A 19,134-nucleotide genomic window follows, 5' to 3' on the forward strand; every position below is an offset into this window, starting at 1 on the left:
TGAAAAATGCGGGCTTACCACTTGCGAATAGCGGTGATATAAGAAATCAGTGCCCCAATAGAAGCAATCGTCCGCACATGATTCCACGGCACCCAACTGTCCAAAAACTTCTTCCATGCTTGAGCCCCCTCCGAACTCCCTGGAGTTGCAGCGGCTAACGTATCGTTGAGCGGCACATTGAATATAGCAGTTACTAGGAATACTCCAACAAAGAAGATCAGGCTTCCAACAATCACATATAGTGCGCTGGTGTTGCCCAAATTGAAAAATGAAGTGATTCCTAAAAAGACACTTAAGGCTGTAGAGCCCATGAAAACCCACATAAAAGACGACTGCAGAATCGTCGTGTTAATACTTTGCATAGCGGATATGCCCTCTCCCGAGGGAAGCTTGGTAAGCGATTGCATGACGAAAGCTGAGAAGGTGAAGAATACACCAGCAAGCAAGCCAACCCCCAATGAAGATACAAATGTTACATAATAAAGAAGCTTCATCATTAATATTTCCTCCAATACCCATTAGTTGAAATAAAATATCAAATCCTTGGATCATTCGGTATTTTCCAAGCGGTTGCTCACTTCGTACAGTTGAAATTGCCTTGGGTGTTCAAGATTGTATTATATCTTTGACGAAGTTTATGCCAGCATTCATGAATTTCGTTCTCTAATTCTCCTCCTTGGTCCGTGGCGAATACCGTGCGAGTGTTGAGAAACCATGGTATCAAAACTCGCAACCAGCCGCGTGATGGTGGAGTGTTGAAGATGGAGAGACCGGCAGATATCCATCTGTGAGATGCCTTCATTCTCCGGAACCTTCGGTTAGGTGGTGCAGGTGTGTCCGGTTGAATTCACATCCGCCCTCTTCTACCTCCGACCGGACTGTGGGCGAATGCGAAGCAGTGTGAATACGTTGATATCCTAGCATTATACTTCTAGGATATCTCTAATAATACAAATTGATCAGAATGATTCTGATCAATTAATGTATCATCCGCATCGAATAATACTACATCGTATCGCAGAAAACAGAAAACACACCTCCTGGGTTAGTGTATAGGTCCTTCTAATATGATTATGTATTAAACTCTATAAAAAAAGGCTCTTGTCGGTTTATACAATACTCAATTCGTTCTTTAAAATTCATAAACGTAACCATACTAAGAGCTTCATGCTTTGTAAAATAACCAATTTCGAGACTCTCATTGGATGTTCTGAAATCCCCGCCTATTGGTCGCCCTAAAAATAATGTATTACAAATACAATCTTTAACATTCTGAAAAACCCCACAAAATTTAATAATTTCGATGTCTATACCGGTTTCTTCCTTAGTTTCTCTAATTGCAGCATCTGTTAATGATTCACCTTCTTCAACTACACCTCCTGGCATTTCCCATCCTCTTTCGGGTCCTCTAAGTAATAAAATCTTGTTTTCATTATTCACTACAATCGCAGCGGCGGAAATAAAGTGCTTTGGAGGATTATTCATCAAAGTTAGTCCCTTCATGATTAGGTTTGCTCAGATTTTATATAACGTTCCCATATTCACGACGCGAGCTGACCTTAGATAGCTCCTATCTTAGGTCGGCTTGTGTGTCGTCTGAGTTATCTCCCATGATTATACATCGGACGATCAAAGGCGTAAGCCCCCAGCGTGAATATAATGTTATATGACGTACTTGCCTTCCTGAATCACCACTAAAATACGATACTTCTCTGACATCATTAATCTTACTAATAAGATTGGCTTCCGGATTCCTCTTCCGGATTCCTTTAACTAAATAATATCTTACAAATTTAATATATAATAGACTCATTATAATTGATGTCCTGTATATCCTTTTTCTAGTGTCCTACACGCTTTGTTATTGGGAACAATTAGATATATTTAAATATTCATGCTTCAAGATACTCATCATTATACGATCGACATATTGACCATACTTATAGACTTCGTCTCTAAGTATGCCATCCTGCTTGAAGCCCGACTTTTCATAACTCCGAATAGCACCAGGATTATCAGCATCTACCGTCAAATACACTTTATGAAGATTTAAACGCTCGAACGCAAAATCCAGGACAACACTTGTCACTTCTGTTGCATAACCTTGCCCCCATACCATTTTGTTCCCAATCCAAATACCAAATTCAGCATGCTTGGACCAAGGATGGATCTTAAACAATTGGGTACTGCCAATCGGGATGCCGTGCCTCATTGTTTGTTTTAGGGCCCCCATTCGGTAGCGCTCCACAGTGTCCTGTATCTAACCCTTGCTGCTATTGGATTTTAACTTCGTTCATAAGCACTAAGATAAAGATTAGATTGTGAAGAAATACACTTAAGCAAGACATGGATAACTTTGCTATTTCCCCCGTTTCTGTATTTCTATGCAGTAAAAATATTCCTGTTTAGTACCTGTGCTTCTTCTATCCTCACTAACTTTATACTTCGTTCTTTATTCTTCGACAGGGATGCCCGCAACTTTCAAATGCCCATAGGTAACAAGTCTACTAAACTGAGATGAAGCTTCATCCGCAGGAAGAGGCTGATCATTTTTTATCCACCAAATAACAATCCCCATGAAAGCCGATACGAGATATTCGAGCCGCAATTCCTTGGATATCGCTAAATGGGAGTGTTCCTGCACAAGATCTTTTCCCTCATTTAATTTATCTTTAATGATATTCTCCATTTTTACTCGAAACTGATAAATTCTATTCTCTTCAATTAACATGGCGTAGTAAAAGGTATTGTTGTGCGAGATATGTTCCAGTACAGTTTGCATGACTGTCTCAAGTAAAGAAATGCTGAAAGGGCTCATGCTGATGGGACAAAGAACGACGGCATCCTTTAGTTCGCTCAACAATTCATCCATACATGTTTCCAATAAATCAGGCTTGTTTTGATAGTGAAGATAAAAAGTGTTCCGGTTAATCATAGCTCGATCGGCAATATCCTGGATTGTTATCCCTTCATATCCTTTTTCCTGAATGAGCTCATAAAACGCCTTTCGAATGAATTGTTTCGTGCGGAGTACTCTTAGGTCGGTTTTTTTGTTCATTTTTTGTTCCTCCTAAGTTTATTTTCAGTCGTTATGCGACAAATTATGATGAATTGTCTGTTATCCTTCAAAACTAAAAATATTGAATATTGAGCTTGATATTCATCATTATTATAATGAGCAAGAGATAAATAAACAACAATATGTTCATTATTTATCTAGTGATAAAAATATAAGGAGGACATTCCAATGTCATTTAACCATCAAAATGAGCTTGTTCGTAAGGCAGTCGCTGTGATTGAAAGTTTTGAGAGCGGCAACCCTGAAGCGATTACGGCTTACGTTCACCCAGATCAATATATTCAGCACAACCAAGGCTTATCTGATGGCCGTGCGTCCATGCTTGGTGCACTTGATCACTTAAAGGAAATTGGTACGAAGGTAAGTATTAAGCGTGCTTTGATCGACGGAGAATATGTAGTACTTCATTCCATATATGATTTTTTTGGACCCAAAATCATCATTGATATTTTCCGTTTTGAGAATGGATTGATTGTTGAACACTGGGACAATATGCAAGCAATGGAAAGCAAGACACTAAGCAACCATACGATGATTGACGGACCAGTCACGATCAAGGATATCGACAAGACAGATGCCAACAAAGAATTAGTCAAAAGTTATGTTGAAAACATCTTGTTTGGGAAGAACCTCAGCCTGCACTCTTCTTACTTTAATGGAGATAAATACATTCAGCATAGTCCTCATATTGCAGACGGGCTTTCCGGTCTCCATGCTGCATTGCAGGCGCTTAAGGAGAAAAACATTAAATTCGAATATACTCAGATCCACCAGGTGATTGGAGAAGGCGATTTTGTGCTTGTAGTGAGTGAAGGATTTTTTAATGATCAGCACACTGCGTTCTATGATTTATTTCGCGTGGAGAACGAAAAGATTGCCGAGCATTGGGATGTAGTTGAAACCGTACTGCCGGTAGAAAAACGAAAAAACTCGAACAGCAGATTTTGAGTTTGGAGCAGCTGAACCACAAACAGACATCAACGAGATGAATTGTGATGATGTCTTTCACATGGCGGATGTATTTGAGTGGACAAATTCATCCTTCAAATGGATATAAAAGCGTTGCTTCTGCAACGCTTTTATTCATTGCAATTAAGTGAACATGTGGAGCAAGGATCATCAACATTATGTTTATTGTAAACAGATAAGGAGTAGAGGTTCATGAGAATGCTCAATGAAAAAATGACTTGGCTGGGAGTGATACTCGTATTGGCCGTTTTGATCCTATTCGGATTAGCGACGCTGGGTTCGGTGCTTGGTGCTAAGCCAAAGGAGCTTCCGGTGGCAATCGTTGTTCTTGACCAGTCGAGTGAGCTGCCCTCTGGCGGAACGTTAGAGGTAGGTGAGATGATTCAGGCGAAATTAGTTTCGAACCTGGCGCTACCGTTTGTCTGGCATGTTGTGGATAACGAGGAACAAGCTCGGGAAGGGCTAGAAAAACGCGAATATTACGGCGCGTTGGTGATTCCGGCGGATCTGAGCAGTGGCCTTCTTTCATTAGCAAGTTCTTCACCACTTCCTCCTCAAGTGAAGATCCTTGCCAACGAGGGTATGAGCACCCAAGCCTCGACGATAGTAATACAGGAATTGGGGCAAGCTCTGAGAATGATTAGCGCAGAACTGTCGCAACAGCTGCTTGAGCAGATCGGACAGCAAAAGGAGCAAATTCCAGTTGAGACGGCTAAAGCTTTAGTGACACCTATGAACGTTCAGGAAGAAGTCATTCATTCGCCGGGGGTGAACAATGCCTTGGGGAATGCACCGGCTTTGCTGACCCAGGTTATGTGGATCGGCAGTCTGGTGACTGGAATTTTCATGTTCCTGGCTAGTAAGAAGGCGATTGCTGCAGGTTCAAGAAGATGGGCGGTCAATGCGATGCAAGTGATCGTTGGACTTACGTTCGTTAACATTGCATCGGGCTTCACCATTTGGATGGCCTTGTCGTGGTACGGTATGGAAATGGCGGATGCAGGAGGAACTTGGTTGTTCTTATGGCTGGTCGGTTCGACGTTCTTTCTGCTGCAATGTTGCTTGCTGAATTGGATCGGGTTCCGGGCGATGCCACTGCTCGTATTTCTGATGTTTTTCTCCATCCCGTTGCTGAACACGGCTCCGGAGTTCTTGCCACAGACTGCGCAAGATTGGATCTATTCGTGGACACCATTGCGGTTTGCGGCAGGGGGGCTGCGCGAAGTGATGTACTTCGGCGGAATGGATGCTGCATCTTCGAACGCCTCAATCTTGTTGGGCATAGCTGTGGGATTTTTGGTACTGATACTCGCTTCAGGATTTAAAGCTGGTCGAGCGACAGATGGAGCAGCAGGCATTCGACTCTTTTGAGTTTAAATTCGCTTAGCGTACAAAATTCCCGAAATACTGACGGTACCCGTTTTATTTACCTAGAAAGACACCGCCAGATAAATTGGCAGTGTTCTTTCTAGGTTGCCGCCCCCATACCCCGATAATGGTGGGCAACTTTTTTATAAATTTGGTCTGAACGCAGTGTTTTTATGTTCATATCTCTCACTCCTAACCAAGGAGAGCTTTATGATATGAACCACCATTGAAAAGCGACCTGTTCATGTGATTCCATCGTTTCATGCCATGCGAGATTCTTTGGATATCCATTATGAGGTAGCACTATTTTATCCCTCCATGTTTTATTCGTAATTGTAAATGCCCAGGAAACATGGAGGAAATTTGTTTGTACAAAAGAGCCTACGCTATTTCGTGAAGCAGCGGTCAAAAGACTTCGAACACGATCGTCTCACAAACGCCGACGGCTCATTTATTAATGGGGGCAGGTACTTAGTATCCTCCACTGCATGTGCTGTGGACACATTTATCCACTTCATTCTGATTGTAAATGTTAAGATCGGGGAACAGTAAGAACCTAATTGCAGGAGAGGAGAAGAGTTGCACAATGGAAAAAGTCAAATATGGAAATCTTTACAAAACCAATTCCTCGAACGATAGAAATGAACAAAATAACCGAAACGGCAAAAGTAAGGTAGGATTTCTCCTTTATTTAGCTATTGCCTCGGTCCCAATTGTGTTTGTGTTAGGAAATTCCATGCTGGTGCCGATATTGCCACAAATGAAAAACGAGCTTCACATCTCAAGATTACAAAGTTCTCTTGTTATTACCGTATTTTCATTACTGGCCGGAATATTCATACCGGTTGCCGGCTTTCTATCCGATCGATTTTCTCGAAAGGCTGTCATGATTCCAGCTCTTATCATTTACGGGTCTGCAGGAATCTTAGCAGGATTTGGGGCGACTTGGCATTCATATACAGTAATTATTATAGCTAGAGCCATTCAAGGCATTGGGGCAGCGGGAACAGGCGCTGTTACCATGGCGCTTGTGGGTGACCTTTATAATGGGGCTACCGAATCAAAAGTACTAGGTGTTACAGAAGCAGCAAACGGAACAGGCAAAGTGCTTAGTCCCGTTATTGGAACTTTATTCGCTCTAATTACTTGGTTTACCCCTTTTTTCGCTTTTCCGGTGTTCTGCCTGATGTCTTTGCTTTGTGTTATTTTCATTATTAAGGAGCCGCACAAAACTAAAGAACCTCCGAAGTTAAAAAAGTATTTATCCGATACCGGATCGATTCTAAAGGAAAAAGGCCGCTGGCTTTTCCCAGCCTTTTTTTCCGGGGCTCTTGCGCTGTTTAACTTATTCGGAGTTTTGTTTTATCTGTCTGACACCCTCGAAGAAGCTCCGTATAACATTGACGGTGTCAAAAAGGGGCTTATATTGGCAATACCCCTGTTGGGTATGGTAATCACTTCTTACACAACGGGTGCTCTGATAAAGAAAAACGGCACTTTAATGCGATGGCTTATTAACATTGGTTTTATTATTTTAGCCGGATCACTTACATGCTGTATCTTTTTGCATACCAAACTGATTATTTTCATCGTTCTTTTGACAATCGGTGCAATTGGAACTGGTCTTATATTACCGTGTCTCAATACGATGATAACCGGTACTGTCCAGAAGGAGGAACGAGGCATGATTACCTCGATTTATAATAGTTTGCGATCGATCGGCGTTGCATTTGGACCACCGCTGTTTGGTTATTTGATGAAGGTTTCGAATCAGCTGGTTTTTATCGTCGTGGCTTCTTTAGCCGTGGTCGCACTTTTGCTCGTCTTCTTTATGATTAAGCCCAAAGGCCAACTCAAATCGGCCAAAAATTAATAAAACGCATGCTTATCTGGTTTGAACAAGTAGAGAAAAATCCAGGTTAGAGAGCACTCCCGCCCGTAATTAACCAAAGAATAGATTACTTATCGCCCTCTTTACCCCGGCTTCTCCTGAGACAGATAATGCGTAAACGTACAGTCTCCCGACAAGTCCAGCTGTGGAACCTAGGGATTGGCCTTTATTACATCAGCTCCACACCGGATCCCACGGTCCATTAGAATTGGAACGCGTCCATGTATACGATCACATATTGCTGGCAAGGCCTCTAGTGCGGTTATTGTTCCGTCGAGTTGCCTCCCTCCACGATAGCCGAATAACCTGAGGATTCTGCTGTCTGATAAGATCTTCGTTATTTCGAAATCTATTGGCCAATATAATTGAAACAGTGATTGGCCCTTCCCATAACCGCAGCTTCCTCTTCCATGGATCGGGAGGATTCTGTTTCGAGGATAAAGGGACTTCCTAGTGATGCTGCAGCTCTGGCTGATGCCAGTTCGGTATCCCTTTCCGAAACGTCCTCTAAAAAACGGGGGATGATCTTCTACTGTACATAATTACCGATCATGTAAATTCCCCTTTCTGTTTACGTTTATCTTGCTAGATCCAACAGGGGATTTTTTTCATAGGGGATATCATTATCGATTTGGGTTATGTTTGACTAACCCGTAACTTTTCCAAACCATTTTTTAGCGAGCTTCATACCTAATTCAGTGGTATGACCTATGGTTACTGAAAATACCAAGGTCCCCCATGAGAACGGCCCACCCAAACTGATTCCAACTAAAACGGTTGTGATCTCGATAAGTGTTCTAACCCATCGAATAGATATACCGGTAACGTGATGAAGAGCGAGCATTAATAAATCCCTCGGGCCAGCCCCAAGCTGTGACTGAATATAAATCCCTGTTCCTAACCCCCAGATAAATAATCCGGATGCAAAGGCTGTTATTTGGGAAGTCAAGGAAATAATATCGGGAGTCAAATGCCAATTAATAATATAATTACAAAACTCCCCAACCAACAGCATGTTGGCGATAATACCAATGGAAGGCCACTTTCTCAAAACAAAACAGGAACCTACAATGATAATGATACCCACCATTTGGCGTGTTCTTCCAAAGGTAAACCCCCAATGACGTACAATGCCTAAATGCATGACATCCCATGGAGCAGCGCCTAGGTTCGCCTCAACGATAAGGACAATACCGTAGCTCATGATCATGAGTCCAAGTAAAAAAAGAGTAACTCGCAGTAAAATGCGACTAAAATAGATGATAACATGCTTACGGGGATACTTTGAACTTGAGACCATGTTTGCAGCATTTGCAAAATACCACACTTGTTGCTTCATATGTTCCCCCTTTTTCAAAAGGCTTACCGTTTTATCATGATATAACCTATCTGTACACACATATTAGATGTATAGTTTGTCCGCCTCCAAATCATTCCACTGATTCTCCTATGGTCTTATTGTTAATGCAAATCATAAACTGGAGGATTCACAATTTTATTGATTATTGGAGATTAATTTCGGAGGAATATGTAAACTCTAGCTGATCTCAACTTGTTGCTTCTTCCCTCGATCATATCCTTCGATTGAAGCCATTTGGGTCATAAAAAATCCAACTCAAGAATGAGTTGGATTTTATCGCGTTTTCGAATCAATCTTCCTGTTCGTTTATTCAACTATTGTTTCCTGTTAGCTTAACAAATAACTTTTCTGTTGGGTTCGGACCTATCATATCGATTCCATCCATTCGAGATGTACATCTCTATTCTAATGAACTCAGCTGGATTCCTTAATTCGCCTGATTCCTTGCACGATCCGCTCCTTGAGACTCTCCCGCAGCGAGTAAATGACCGGTGCCGAAGGAATGTCGAATTTCAAATGGGAGTGGGGAATTTCCGTGAGTATAGTGCCGATCGGGTTGCCATACTTGTCACGGATAACGTTCCAAAATATTCTCGATCTGTTGTCTTTCGTACCCCATTTTTCAAGGGAGTTTCGGAAAATCAAGCGCTTGGCGATAACGAAATCATTCTGGAGATTGCTACTCTGCCTTAGAAGGCAGCTTTAAAACATATTCTTCGACTTCCTCAGCACGTGCATTGGAAAACCCCTTGTCCTCACCACAAATCTTAAACCCGCATTTTTCCAATACCCGAATCGAAGCTGTATTATCTTTCACTGCACGAGCAAATAAGGGGCGAATGTTTACATAGTCAAGAAGTTGAGAAAGTGCTCTAGTTGCAACACCTCTTCCCCAGTACTCTCGTCCGATCCAGTAGCTGACTTCTGGTTCACCGAACTGTTCAAAACTCGAAACATGCCCCGCCACTTGATCGTTAAATAGTACGGTCTTTTTTATAATCCGATCGTCGTCTAATATCTTTTGCCAGTGAGCCATAAAGGCAATCTTGTCCGTTGGATCTTTGGCAGTAAAGGCAGCCATATCGTTGGATGTCTTGTCCAATTGTTGCTCAAAAAATATCGGCAAATCATTTTTATTCACGTCTCGTAATATCACTTCGTTATTCATATTTTCACCTCACAATGTGGTATTTTCCGAATCCTGTATTTATGCGACTTTCTTTGTATTGATGTACTTGTCTTCCGACACTTACTTATGCCCCAACATAATACTGAGCCTGCGCATTCCATAGCTCAGCGTATTTCCCGTCCCGGTCGGCTACTAGCTCGTCATGGGAGCCACGTTGAATAAGCCGACCCTCGTGAAACACGGCGATGTCATGACAGAATCGGCAGGACGAAAGCCGGTGTGAGACGAAGATTGCCGTTTTACCGCCGATTAATTCATTAAACCGGGAATAAATCTCGAACTCTGCGATCGGGTCCAGCGCCGCCGTAGGTTCGTCTAATATCACGAAAGGCGAGTTCTTGTACAGCGCCCTTGCGAGAGCCACCTTCTGGGCTTCGCCTCCTGAAATCTCCACGCCGTCGTCAGAGAAATCCTTATGCAGGTAGGTCTGAAGCCCTTCCGGCATGTTCTTGATCTTTTCGCCAAGCCCGGCCAGGTATAGAGACTCCTCCGCCAATGCTGCGTCATAACTCTCGCATGCGGCGACGTTATGGCCAAGGGAGAACGAATAAAGTTTAAAATCTTGAAACACAACGCTGAATACGCCCATATACGCCGAATACTCGTACTCCCTAATATCAATGCCGTTTAACGTGACAACGCCCTCCGTAGGTTCATAAAGCCGGCATAGCAGCTTAATCATCGTCGTCTTGCCGCTTCCATTCAACCCCACGACGGCAAGCCGTTCGCCGATATTAAATTTCATGCTAAGGTTCTTGATGGCGTAATTGTCGGACCCAGGGTACTTGAACGAAACATCACGAAACTCAAACTCTAGTCCTTCTTGCGGGATTTGTCTGCTGTTTGCGCTATTTTGCATGTTGTCCGGCAGGTCAAGATACTCGAACACGAGGCTGAGATATGGGTTGTTTGTAATAAAATTGCCCACAACAGAGACCAGCTTGGCCAGCGCACCTACAGCCCCCGTAACCGCGCCGATGTACTGCACTACGCTACCTAAGGGATACATGCCATATAGCGCCCGCAGACCGATAAAGAGGTATACGCAGCCGCCTAGTATGGCATTCATAGCCGCTGCCAAAGCGTTGTTCTTTCCGATCAGGTTAAAAATGCGGTACCAGTACTCCGCTCCAACCGATTTATTGTAGTGATCCTCGATCGCCGGCGCCTGTTTATAGAGCCGAATGTCCTTGGCGGCGTTCTTTGCCTGCATATATTCGTTGAAGAAACCCACATAGGTATTTGCCTTCGGGTTATCCTCGAACACCTTCTTCTGAATTCTCTCCTCCCTCTTTTTGATTAAATAAGTAAAGGGAATCATGGACAGGATGAGGAGAATTAGCAAACCGGTAGCATACGGTGAGGTTATAAACGTCTGCTCGTAGGAAGAAGCGGATGTGAACATTCCGATTAACAGGATGATAGATAATATCAGTTCAAAAAGGGGCTGTAATAGTTCCGGCAGACTGTAATGCAAGCGCAGAATGCCAAGTCCGTTTCCGTTCGTCTTCGCTTCAATATCCGCTAATCTTTCATTATTCATCGTATCTTCCACTTGGTCGTAGTTCAGCTGCATATATCGATTGCCCAGGAAAAAATAGAAACGCGCCCACAACGTACTGTTTAAGGTCGTTATCCGGCGGTTAACTGTGGCATTGATAGCGGAACCGGCAAACGCAAGCCCTACTGTAAGTGCGGCATACAGCGTAATGCGCCCGATGTCGCGCTCGCCGGCCAGCTCGTTTATGATCTGGGCAGACAGGAAGAGCACCATCAAGGGTTGAACCGCTTTAATAAAGGATGAGACGATGGTAAGCGGAATATAGGTTGGCGTTAAGCGATTTACGATGCCGTATCCTCGGCGCAGGTTACGCCAAATGGAACGCTCCTTCATGATCGGTCACCTCCCCATCCTTATAGTAGTGAGACTGCACGTTAAACATCTCGGTATATTTCCCGCCAAGTCTCATGAGCTCGTCGTGCGTGCCGCACTCGGCGATGCCGCCGCCGTCGATTAATAGAATCCTGTCACAGAAACGTGTGCTTGCCAGCCTATGGGAGATGTAGATCGATGTTCGCCCTGCAGTCAGTTCTGCGTATTGCTGGTAAATCTCGTTTTCAGCGATCGGGTCAAGCGCCGCCGTAGGTTCATCCAGAATGATAACCGGCGCGTCCTTGTACAGCGCGCGCGCCAGCGCCAGCTTCTGCCTCTCGCCGCCCGAGAGTTCGATAGCATCGGTGTGCACCCGACGTACAAGAAGCGTGGATTCACCTTTCTCAAGCCCTCTTACCTTATCCATAAGCCCGGACATGATTAGACATTTTTCTACCTTCCCGTAGTCTGTCTCTTCCGGTGATTGCTGCGAGATATTGCCGGCAATATCACAGCAGAAAAGATGAATATCCTGAAATACCGTTGAAAAAAGCGAAAAATATTCGTCTCTGTTATATCGCGTGATGTCGACGCCGCCGAGCGTAATCTCTCCGCATGTTGGCTGATAAAGTCCGCATAAAAGCTTAATAAGCGTCGTTTTGCCCGCTCCGTTCGTCCCGACAATGGCGATGCGCTCTCCCGGCTTGATCTCAAAATCGATACTGCAAAGGGTCGGTTCCTTTGCCTCCGGATAGGTATATCCAACGTTTCTTAATGTAATCGTCGGAGGAAGGAGATCGCCGGTTGGTAGCACATGGCCGGCGCCAGTATTGGAAAGATCGGGGGCATCCAGATAATCTCGTATATCTGACAGCTCACTTAAGGCACGGATCAGCTCGCTTGAGCTTGTCAGCATACCCGACAACCAGCCCGCAAACGCGCCAATGGCGGCAAATACGAGCACGAAGCTGCCCAATGTCATCTCGCCGTTCAACAGCAAGTAAATAAGAAACGCGTAAGAGGCACCATCACGTATCAGACTGAGCATCGCATCCGATAACTGAGCCCTCATATCGCCAGTCGCTACCTTGTTCTCTTTTTCGGTTGAGGAACCGAGTACATTTTGAAATATACCGCGGATTAAGCTGCTGAGGTCATATAGACGTACGTCTTTGCCTCCGGACGGTTCTTTCGATACCTTCTGGAGATACCAGAGTTTGCCTTGAAGCTTTGACCGCTCTTCTCGCGTGTCCCTCTCAACTTTTCGGGCGCGAGAGAGAGCAAGCCAATTGATCCCGGCCGAAATGGCTAGAAAGAGAATAATAAGGGGATGTACCGAGACGATAACTGTTCCATATACAAGAAAACCCAATACGTTCATGAGAAACTGTGATAGGTTTCTCGGTATGTTGGAGGCGGGAGAGTGATTGCTTTGCATGGCACGCCACGCCTTTTCGCCCAGTTTTGCGTATCCGGGGCTTTCTAGCACCTCGTAGTCCATATGTAGATGCTTATGCATGATGGTTTGAAGGTGCTTCAATATGCTGATGGTACCTACAGATTCATTGGTGATGAGATCGGCATAGCTTTTAGTGCTGTTTAGCGCGGCCAGGAGAAGCGCCATGATGCCCACCGACAGGATAAACTCGCTTGGCGTGACTCCAGCAGTAATGTTGTCGATGACAATTTTAGGCATATAGATGCTTACAAAAGGCACACTGACGCCAACAAGCACCGAGATGGCACAGCAAATCAACGTAAGCGGCCTCGCCCGCCAATGCAACTGCATGGAGTACATGATGTTTGACCACGCAGAGTACGTAGCTTTTTTTTTCTCTGTTGACACTCGAAAACCTCCTTATCAAATATGGATGAAGAGTACTGATGAAATGAGCATAGCATCCTCATGGATATCAACCTATCAAGCAGTAGTTGAGTTTAGAGATTCAACTGCCGATAAAATGAACGATATGGTGCATAACTCAAACTACGCCCCAAAGTGACCAATTTCTGAATAATTCGTGATGGAGTGAATTTCTCCTGCCGTTACTTCAACAAGTCGCAGGCCAAGCGGCTGCTCGTCGGTAATTGGACAATGTTGTTATCGTCCGACATTCGTCGGCTGCTCCGTCGTCTTTTAGAATATTGCCTGTTGGATCCTTTAATGTTGATTTATGACTCAAAAAACCGCCTTGGGTGAAAGGCGGTTTTTTGAGTCATCGTTTCCCGTTAGCTTAATAGACTATCGATAGTTTGTTGAGTAAGTAAATCTGCCCGTCAGCTTAATGAAATGGCTGTTGAATAATAATTAGATATTGGTCGGCGTAGTCGAGTTTATACTGAGATTCATAGGCAAAATGATCAAAGCCTATACCATCATAAATAGTACTTGATTTCGAGCATAACCATTTTGCAGCATGAAATATCAAAATTGCAAAAATCAATAGGATACAAGAGAAAATGCCGACCAACACTGATGCCTCAGATTAAACACCCTCATTTTGAGTTTAATTTAATTAAATTTCTTTTTAACAAAGTCAATGAGCTTGGACTTTAATGCATCACCGTGCTCTCCCTTATGGTACATATCTGTTCCATGATAACCACTCTTATCCACAATTAGCTCTTTATCAGTTGCTCCGGATGCTTGATATAATTTGCGCACTTCTTTTTCAATTGAGCCTCCATAATCACCAGGTGAAAAAACAAACAAGGATGGCGCTTTAATCTTTTTGACACTTGGAATTGCATCATGGGGCCCACATTGTGCAGGAGAAGAAAGAATGATTAGCCCCTCAATAGGCAGCTCTTGACGAACGCCTGCAATGATTGCTGTACTACCGCCACATGATGCTCCTGCCAAAAATACTCTCTTTGCACCCAATCGTTTGAGTTCGCTTAAGGCTGCATCTGCATCACGATCTATATGTTGATTATCCTCTTGAATATTCTGTGAGGCACCGTGATTACGATACTCAGGAATAACGACTAGATATCCACTGTCTGCCAGTTCAGTTCCCATATCAAGAAAAGAGCAAATGTTATAGCCTTGCTCGTGTGCAAGCAGGACTCCTTTATCTCCGCTACCAAGTACAAGTGCCGACAGATACACCCCATCACTGGTTGTCAATGTAGTTGCTTTATCGCGTAACTCACCTGGAACACAACTATTCACAAGATGCCCGTTAGAAGACCTCACCGTTCGATCCGGCCAGGCAGGATCATACTCAACCGGTGGGTTTGATGGTATGTTCGTCACTTCGGCAAGTGGTGTTTCATTCCCGGTCTCGGTTGTGGGGGATGTATTTTGAGGTAGATTAGTTGAAGAATGATCATCATTTGACGATACAGGCATTTTTGCGGAGCATCCTGTAATGGTTACTAACAAAACGAGCAAGACAATTACCATTTTTGTTTCTTTAAAAGATACAATCATAGATGTTCCATACCTCCAACTTTCACAGAATTTACAACAGAGTGTTCTTTTATCACTTAAAATTAACGTCTGGTTGTACTTTGATTGTTTTTTTCTTGGAATCCTCTGCCTTTGTCACTTGTATTGGGGTAGGCCTCGGATATTTTTACTTTCTTATCTCTTAATAAATTAGATTCGTCCTTTTTATTGTATTGTCGCTTGCATTGTTTTCCAACGTCGTCACTTCTACACGTTCTAGAGCCTGGGAATGAATATCTTTTCATGTGATGAAGAAATCGATTGAAAAATATTTTTTTTCTTCATTTTTTGTCCCTCCGTGTACTTCGCTTTTTCTTCTCCAAAACAATACGAAAATCAATTTTTAGTTTCATTTATTTAATATAGTCCAGAGATATCATCATTTCTTGAACAAATTGTCAACAAATTGTCTCCGAGTTTCAATCAGTTAGATATTTATCTAATCGGTAATCGGGCCATGTTCTTGTCCCTCGACAATTGTTACACAATATATGATATGTATTTTCGATCATCAAATAATAAGTTCTAAAAACCTTCCCGGATTGTTCAATGAAACAAAACAACCCTCAATCAAATGATTTGATTGAGGGTTGTTTTGAATATGGTGTTATCTGATGGATACGTCATCTAGGAAACACAGACATTTCTTTTACGTAATTTCTTAAATACCAAGTATTCCTTATTGGACTTAATAAAACTTAATATCTCTTCGGCACATTCAGTTGGATTCATCTCTTCCGTATTTACTTCGAGGTCATATTCATCAAAGCAATATACTTTGCTAAACTGTGAAGCTGCTAGTCCAATCTGTCTATCTCCTCTTGTTTGCTCTCTTCTTATGAGTTCTTCTTTCGAGCATATTACACCTATAAATAATGTAGGCGAATCGAAAAATTGATCAAGCCACTCATTAAACCTCTTGTCATTGTCGATTACGGTATCTACTATTACATTAAAACCCATTTCTGATAACAATTTAATTGTCGAATGATACACTGAGAATATGGAATCATCGAGTATTTGTGAGACAACTTGATGATCTATTTCTCTTGTAGGTTCATCTGGAAATTTATGATTAATAAAATCATTGTAATTATTAAAAAAATCATCAATTGATAAGTGATAAAAAGGAATCTCTTTCTGATTTATCAGTTCAGTCGATATGGAGGTCTTTCCAGCACTTGAAGTTCCATTTAGAAAAACTAATATCCCTTGCTTCAATTTAATCATCCCTTCAAAAAAAATCATTGCGTAATTCAGATAACGTTATAAATACAAAGCTCATAAAATTATCCAACTCAGAAAATATTCGAGAAACGATTGAAATATCCTGCCAGTTAGTTCAACGAGCTGCCGAAGAAGCACGGCTACTTTTTGAGAATGGCTTACTGCGCGGTGAGCTGCACCTTGCGATTAATCGTTAGATACAGATGCTGCCCCTTGACCGCCAAGTTATTTTTCAAAATTTACGCTTCCGAATCCATGAAACCGATGAATTCCCGGATCGGCTGTCGTCTATATAAACGAAGGCATAGATGAACACAAACTAATTGACGAAGAGGTGTTTTGCAAATGGCATTAACATCCGCATTCACGAGCTTCAACCTGCCTGTAAAAAATGTAGAACAATCGAAAGCGTTCTTCACCGGACTCGGATTCGAGCTCAACCCGCAATTCCCCGAGAACGAGAATTCGGCAGCCATCGTGATCGGCGACAACCTGCAGGTCATGTTGATCAATCAAGCATTTTTTACTACACTCACGGAGAGGGAAATCGTCGATACGAGCAAATATGCACAGATGACGATCGCATTGGCCTTCGAGAGCCGGGAAAAGGTCGATGAAATCGTGAATACCGCGGTCTCCTTGGGCGGGAAATTGCACGCTGAACCGGAAGATCATGGGTTTATGTACCATTGGGGCTTCGTGGACTTGGACGGCCATCTGTGGGCCATCAACTACATGGGCATGGAAGCGGCACAAGGTTAAGGAAGGCACGCTCGTACTAGGGTTCAAAAAGAAAGACGCCGGTCATCTTCCCCGGCGTCTTCTTCGCGATGATTAGTTTTGTTCGGTATAGGCTTTGAAATGGTCCATGATCGCTTGCCAGCCTGCTTGCTGAAACTCCACAGGATTGGAGCTTTCCGCGTCGAACGTTTCAATGACCTTCGTCTCATTCCCTTGATCGACGAAAGCAATATCCACTCTTCTTCCGTCTTCCATGGTGTAGCCGATTGCCTCATGCCGATTCACGACATCGTAGACACCGCCAAAATCAAAGCCCATGCTGCCATCCTTTGCTTCCATCCGTGTCAGAAACTTGCCGCCGACCCGCAGATCGTTTTCGGCTCTCGGCGCATGCCAGTCCTCGGACGCTTGATTCCACTTCATGATGTGATCCGGCTCGGTCCAATAGCGCCATACCTTCTCGACAGGAGCCTCCATGACGGTTTGCACGGTTACTTTCTTCGGTTGACTCGTTTCCATTTTAAATAGACACCTCTCTCATGATATTGGTCATTTGGTACTTCTCAATGATATAGACGTAAGCCAATGACGAAATTCATTGGTCAATTCGCTCAGGCAGTCCAAATCGCGAAAATAATGGCGTATGAATGAAGTTTTGAACGTGCAGGATTTGATTCTCTTTGGTTTCGATGACGTGGATGCCCCAGGGTACCAGGCCAGAGCCCTCTTTGTCCGGCAAATACTGGGCCAACGCCGGATAACCGCCATTCACCGTAATGGGCACAAATCTCGAACCTTCACAATGCCAGCGAGTAAGCGAATAGAAGGCGGACAAATCTTCCTTGCCGCGGATCCACATCTCGAAGGGCGGCATCGACATGCAGCCTTCCTCGTGGAACAACGCGACGAGCGCAGCAATATCGAATTGTTCGAAAGCCTCCACATATCGGGACAGCAGCTGCTGCTCCGGTTGAACGTCCATGCTGCTGAGCTCATCTGAGCGAAGCTGCGCCCGGTCCATCGTCTCTCGGGCTCTTTGCAAGGCGCTATTCACCGCTGCCGGCGACATCGCCAACGATTCCGCAATCTGCTTGGAGGACCATTCAAATACATCCTTCAAAATGAGTACCGCGCGCTGCCGCGGAGGCAAGGTCTGCAGGAGAGCGATGAAGCACAGTTGAAGGGTATCTCTACGGACAAGCCGATCCTCCGGATTGCCCCCAAAGTCAGGAGACGGCCAGATCCAGGCAGAGTCCGGCAGCGTGTCGCGCGGCTCGACGATGGCGACGGCCGGGTCGAACAGGTCAACGGGAAGCGCGCGGCGTTTGGATTGTCTCAGTTTGTCCAAGCACAGGTTGGAGGCAATCCGATAGACCCAAGTTTTGAACGAGGAATCCTGTCTGAACGTGCTCCAGCTCTGCCAGACCCGAATACTCGTCTCCTGAACGGCATCGTCCGCATCGTCCATGGAGCCTAGCATTCGGTAACAGAACGAGGTTAAGCCCGGCTTCAAGCTTGCAAATAATGGTTCGTCAAATGCGGTCTCGTTCATCGCAGCCTCCCTTAACGATCTCCCCGAAGGGCGGTTACTTCATTTTCTTCTATAAGGTTCTTAGTTTCTACAAAATGGTCTATTTTTCCTCCTAAAGGTTCTTAAAGAATAATAATTTTCATCCCACCCTTGATAACTCCATAGCCGACAGCAATTCCGGCACCAACTGCAAAGGTAATCCCAAGGGCTACTTCCCCAACTCCTGGAATCAAGTAAATTCCTGCTGCTGCCCAAGCAAAGTTACCATCTGGGTCAACATTATTTAAGGGGTCATTATTACCATAAACGTATAGATTCGCATCTATAGGTTCAACGGAGTCCCCCTAAGAAACTTCTCGACAGCAGCCGCATCTCCCAAGCTCACTTACATCAATCAGTTCGGCGTTTATTGATTTATTTTCCACAATGGTCAAGCTTATCTCCATCATTAC

At 43.9% G+C, this 19,134-nt stretch carries 16 protein-coding genes and 2 pseudogenes; 4 read left to right on the forward strand and 14 right to left on the reverse strand.

Annotated elements, in window-relative coordinates; all coding sequences use genetic code 11:
* Positions 1-14: 14 nt before the first annotated feature.
* The 4 genes from KJS65_RS06615 to KJS65_RS06630 all read right to left on the reverse strand — a co-directional run bounded on the left by KJS65_RS06615 (position 15) and on the right by KJS65_RS06630 (position 3,058).
* A complete protein-coding gene (locus KJS65_RS06615; protein WP_213649106.1) occupies positions 15-497 on the reverse strand; it encodes an anthrone oxygenase family protein in 483 nt (160 codons plus the stop codon).
* Positions 498-1,071: 574 nt separating this feature from the next.
* Positions 1,072-1,485, reverse strand: coding sequence for an NUDIX hydrolase (locus tag KJS65_RS06620; protein ID WP_244864410.1), 414 nt, complete (start codon positions 1,483-1,485; stop codon positions 1,072-1,074).
* Between the two features lie 376 nt (positions 1,486-1,861).
* Positions 1,862-2,233: a GNAT family N-acetyltransferase gene (locus KJS65_RS06625; protein WP_244864411.1), complete on the reverse strand. Its 372-nt coding sequence runs from the start codon at positions 2,231-2,233 to the stop codon at positions 1,862-1,864.
* A gap of 219 nt (positions 2,234-2,452) precedes the next feature.
* Positions 2,453-3,058: a TetR/AcrR family transcriptional regulator gene (locus tag KJS65_RS06630; RefSeq protein WP_213649108.1), complete on the reverse strand. Its 606-nt coding sequence runs from the start codon at positions 3,056-3,058 to the stop codon at positions 2,453-2,455.
* Positions 3,059-3,247: 189 nt separating this feature from the next.
* Between KJS65_RS06630 and KJS65_RS06635 the strand changes: the two genes are divergently transcribed.
* The 3 genes from KJS65_RS06635 (at position 3,248) to KJS65_RS06645 (ending at position 7,289) form a co-directional block, all read left to right on the forward strand.
* Complete coding sequence (locus KJS65_RS06635; RefSeq protein ID WP_213649109.1) at positions 3,248-4,027, forward strand: nuclear transport factor 2 family protein; 780 nt, start codon at positions 3,248-3,250, stop codon at positions 4,025-4,027.
* 213 nt (positions 4,028-4,240) lie between these two features.
* Positions 4,241-5,419: a YhgE/Pip domain-containing protein gene (locus KJS65_RS06640; protein ID WP_213649110.1), complete on the forward strand. Its 1,179-nt coding sequence runs from the start codon at positions 4,241-4,243 to the stop codon at positions 5,417-5,419.
* Between the two features lie 583 nt (positions 5,420-6,002).
* Positions 6,003-7,289, forward strand: coding sequence for an MFS transporter (locus KJS65_RS06645; RefSeq protein ID WP_213649111.1), 1,287 nt, complete (start codon positions 6,003-6,005; stop codon positions 7,287-7,289).
* 69 nt (positions 7,290-7,358) lie between these two features.
* Here the strand turns inward: KJS65_RS06645 and KJS65_RS30230 are convergent.
* The 8 genes and pseudogenes from KJS65_RS30230 to KJS65_RS06685 all read right to left on the reverse strand — a co-directional run bounded on the left by KJS65_RS30230 (position 7,359) and on the right by KJS65_RS06685 (position 16,404).
* Positions 7,359-7,783: pseudogene (locus KJS65_RS30230) on the reverse strand (alpha-hydroxy-acid oxidizing protein).
* Between the two features lie 170 nt (positions 7,784-7,953).
* Positions 7,954-8,646, reverse strand: a complete 693-nt coding sequence (locus KJS65_RS06660; protein WP_213649112.1) for a YczE/YyaS/YitT family protein — start codon at positions 8,644-8,646, stop codon at positions 7,954-7,956.
* A gap of 435 nt (positions 8,647-9,081) precedes the next feature.
* Positions 9,082-9,330: pseudogene (locus tag KJS65_RS29730) on the reverse strand (DUF6022 family protein); the annotation flags it as partial.
* Between the two features lie 16 nt (positions 9,331-9,346).
* Complete coding sequence (locus tag KJS65_RS06665) at positions 9,347-9,835, reverse strand: GNAT family N-acetyltransferase (RefSeq protein ID WP_213649113.1); 489 nt, start codon at positions 9,833-9,835, stop codon at positions 9,347-9,349.
* Between the two features lie 85 nt (positions 9,836-9,920).
* Positions 9,921-11,750, reverse strand: a complete 1,830-nt coding sequence (locus KJS65_RS06670; protein WP_213649114.1) for an ABC transporter ATP-binding protein — start codon at positions 11,748-11,750, stop codon at positions 9,921-9,923.
* The gene (locus tag KJS65_RS06675; protein ID WP_213649115.1) at positions 11,725-13,575 is read right to left on the reverse strand and encodes an ABC transporter ATP-binding protein; all 1,851 of its coding nucleotides are present in this window, start codon (positions 13,573-13,575) and stop codon (positions 11,725-11,727) included. Before KJS65_RS06675 ends, KJS65_RS06670 begins: the two co-directional genes overlap by 26 nt.
* Before the next feature lie 666 nt (positions 13,576-14,241).
* Positions 14,242-15,165, reverse strand: coding sequence for an alpha/beta hydrolase (locus KJS65_RS06680; RefSeq protein ID WP_213649116.1), 924 nt, complete (start codon positions 15,163-15,165; stop codon positions 14,242-14,244).
* 645 nt (positions 15,166-15,810) lie between these two features.
* A complete protein-coding gene (locus KJS65_RS06685) occupies positions 15,811-16,404 on the reverse strand; it encodes a chloramphenicol phosphotransferase CPT family protein (protein ID WP_213649117.1) in 594 nt (197 codons plus the stop codon).
* A gap of 351 nt (positions 16,405-16,755) precedes the next feature.
* On the opposite strand from KJS65_RS06685, the gene KJS65_RS06690 reads away from it, so the two are divergent.
* On the forward strand, positions 16,756-17,172 hold the full coding sequence (locus tag KJS65_RS06690) for a VOC family protein (protein ID WP_213649118.1): 417 nt from the start codon (positions 16,756-16,758) through the stop codon (positions 17,170-17,172).
* A gap of 72 nt (positions 17,173-17,244) precedes the next feature.
* Here KJS65_RS06690 and KJS65_RS06695 read toward each other — a convergent pair whose 3' ends face one another.
* A complete protein-coding gene (locus KJS65_RS06695) occupies positions 17,245-17,670 on the reverse strand; it encodes an SRPBCC family protein (protein WP_213649119.1) in 426 nt (141 codons plus the stop codon).
* Positions 17,671-17,746: 76 nt separating this feature from the next.
* Entirely contained in the window at positions 17,747-18,703 is a 957-nt protein-coding gene (locus tag KJS65_RS06700) for a sigma-70 family RNA polymerase sigma factor (RefSeq protein WP_213649120.1), read from the reverse strand.
* Positions 18,704-19,134: the final 431 nt, after the last annotated feature.

This window comes from Paenibacillus sp. J23TS9 (assembly GCF_018403225.1).
Taxonomy (GTDB): domain Bacteria; phylum Bacillota; class Bacilli; order Paenibacillales; family Paenibacillaceae; genus Paenibacillus_AQ.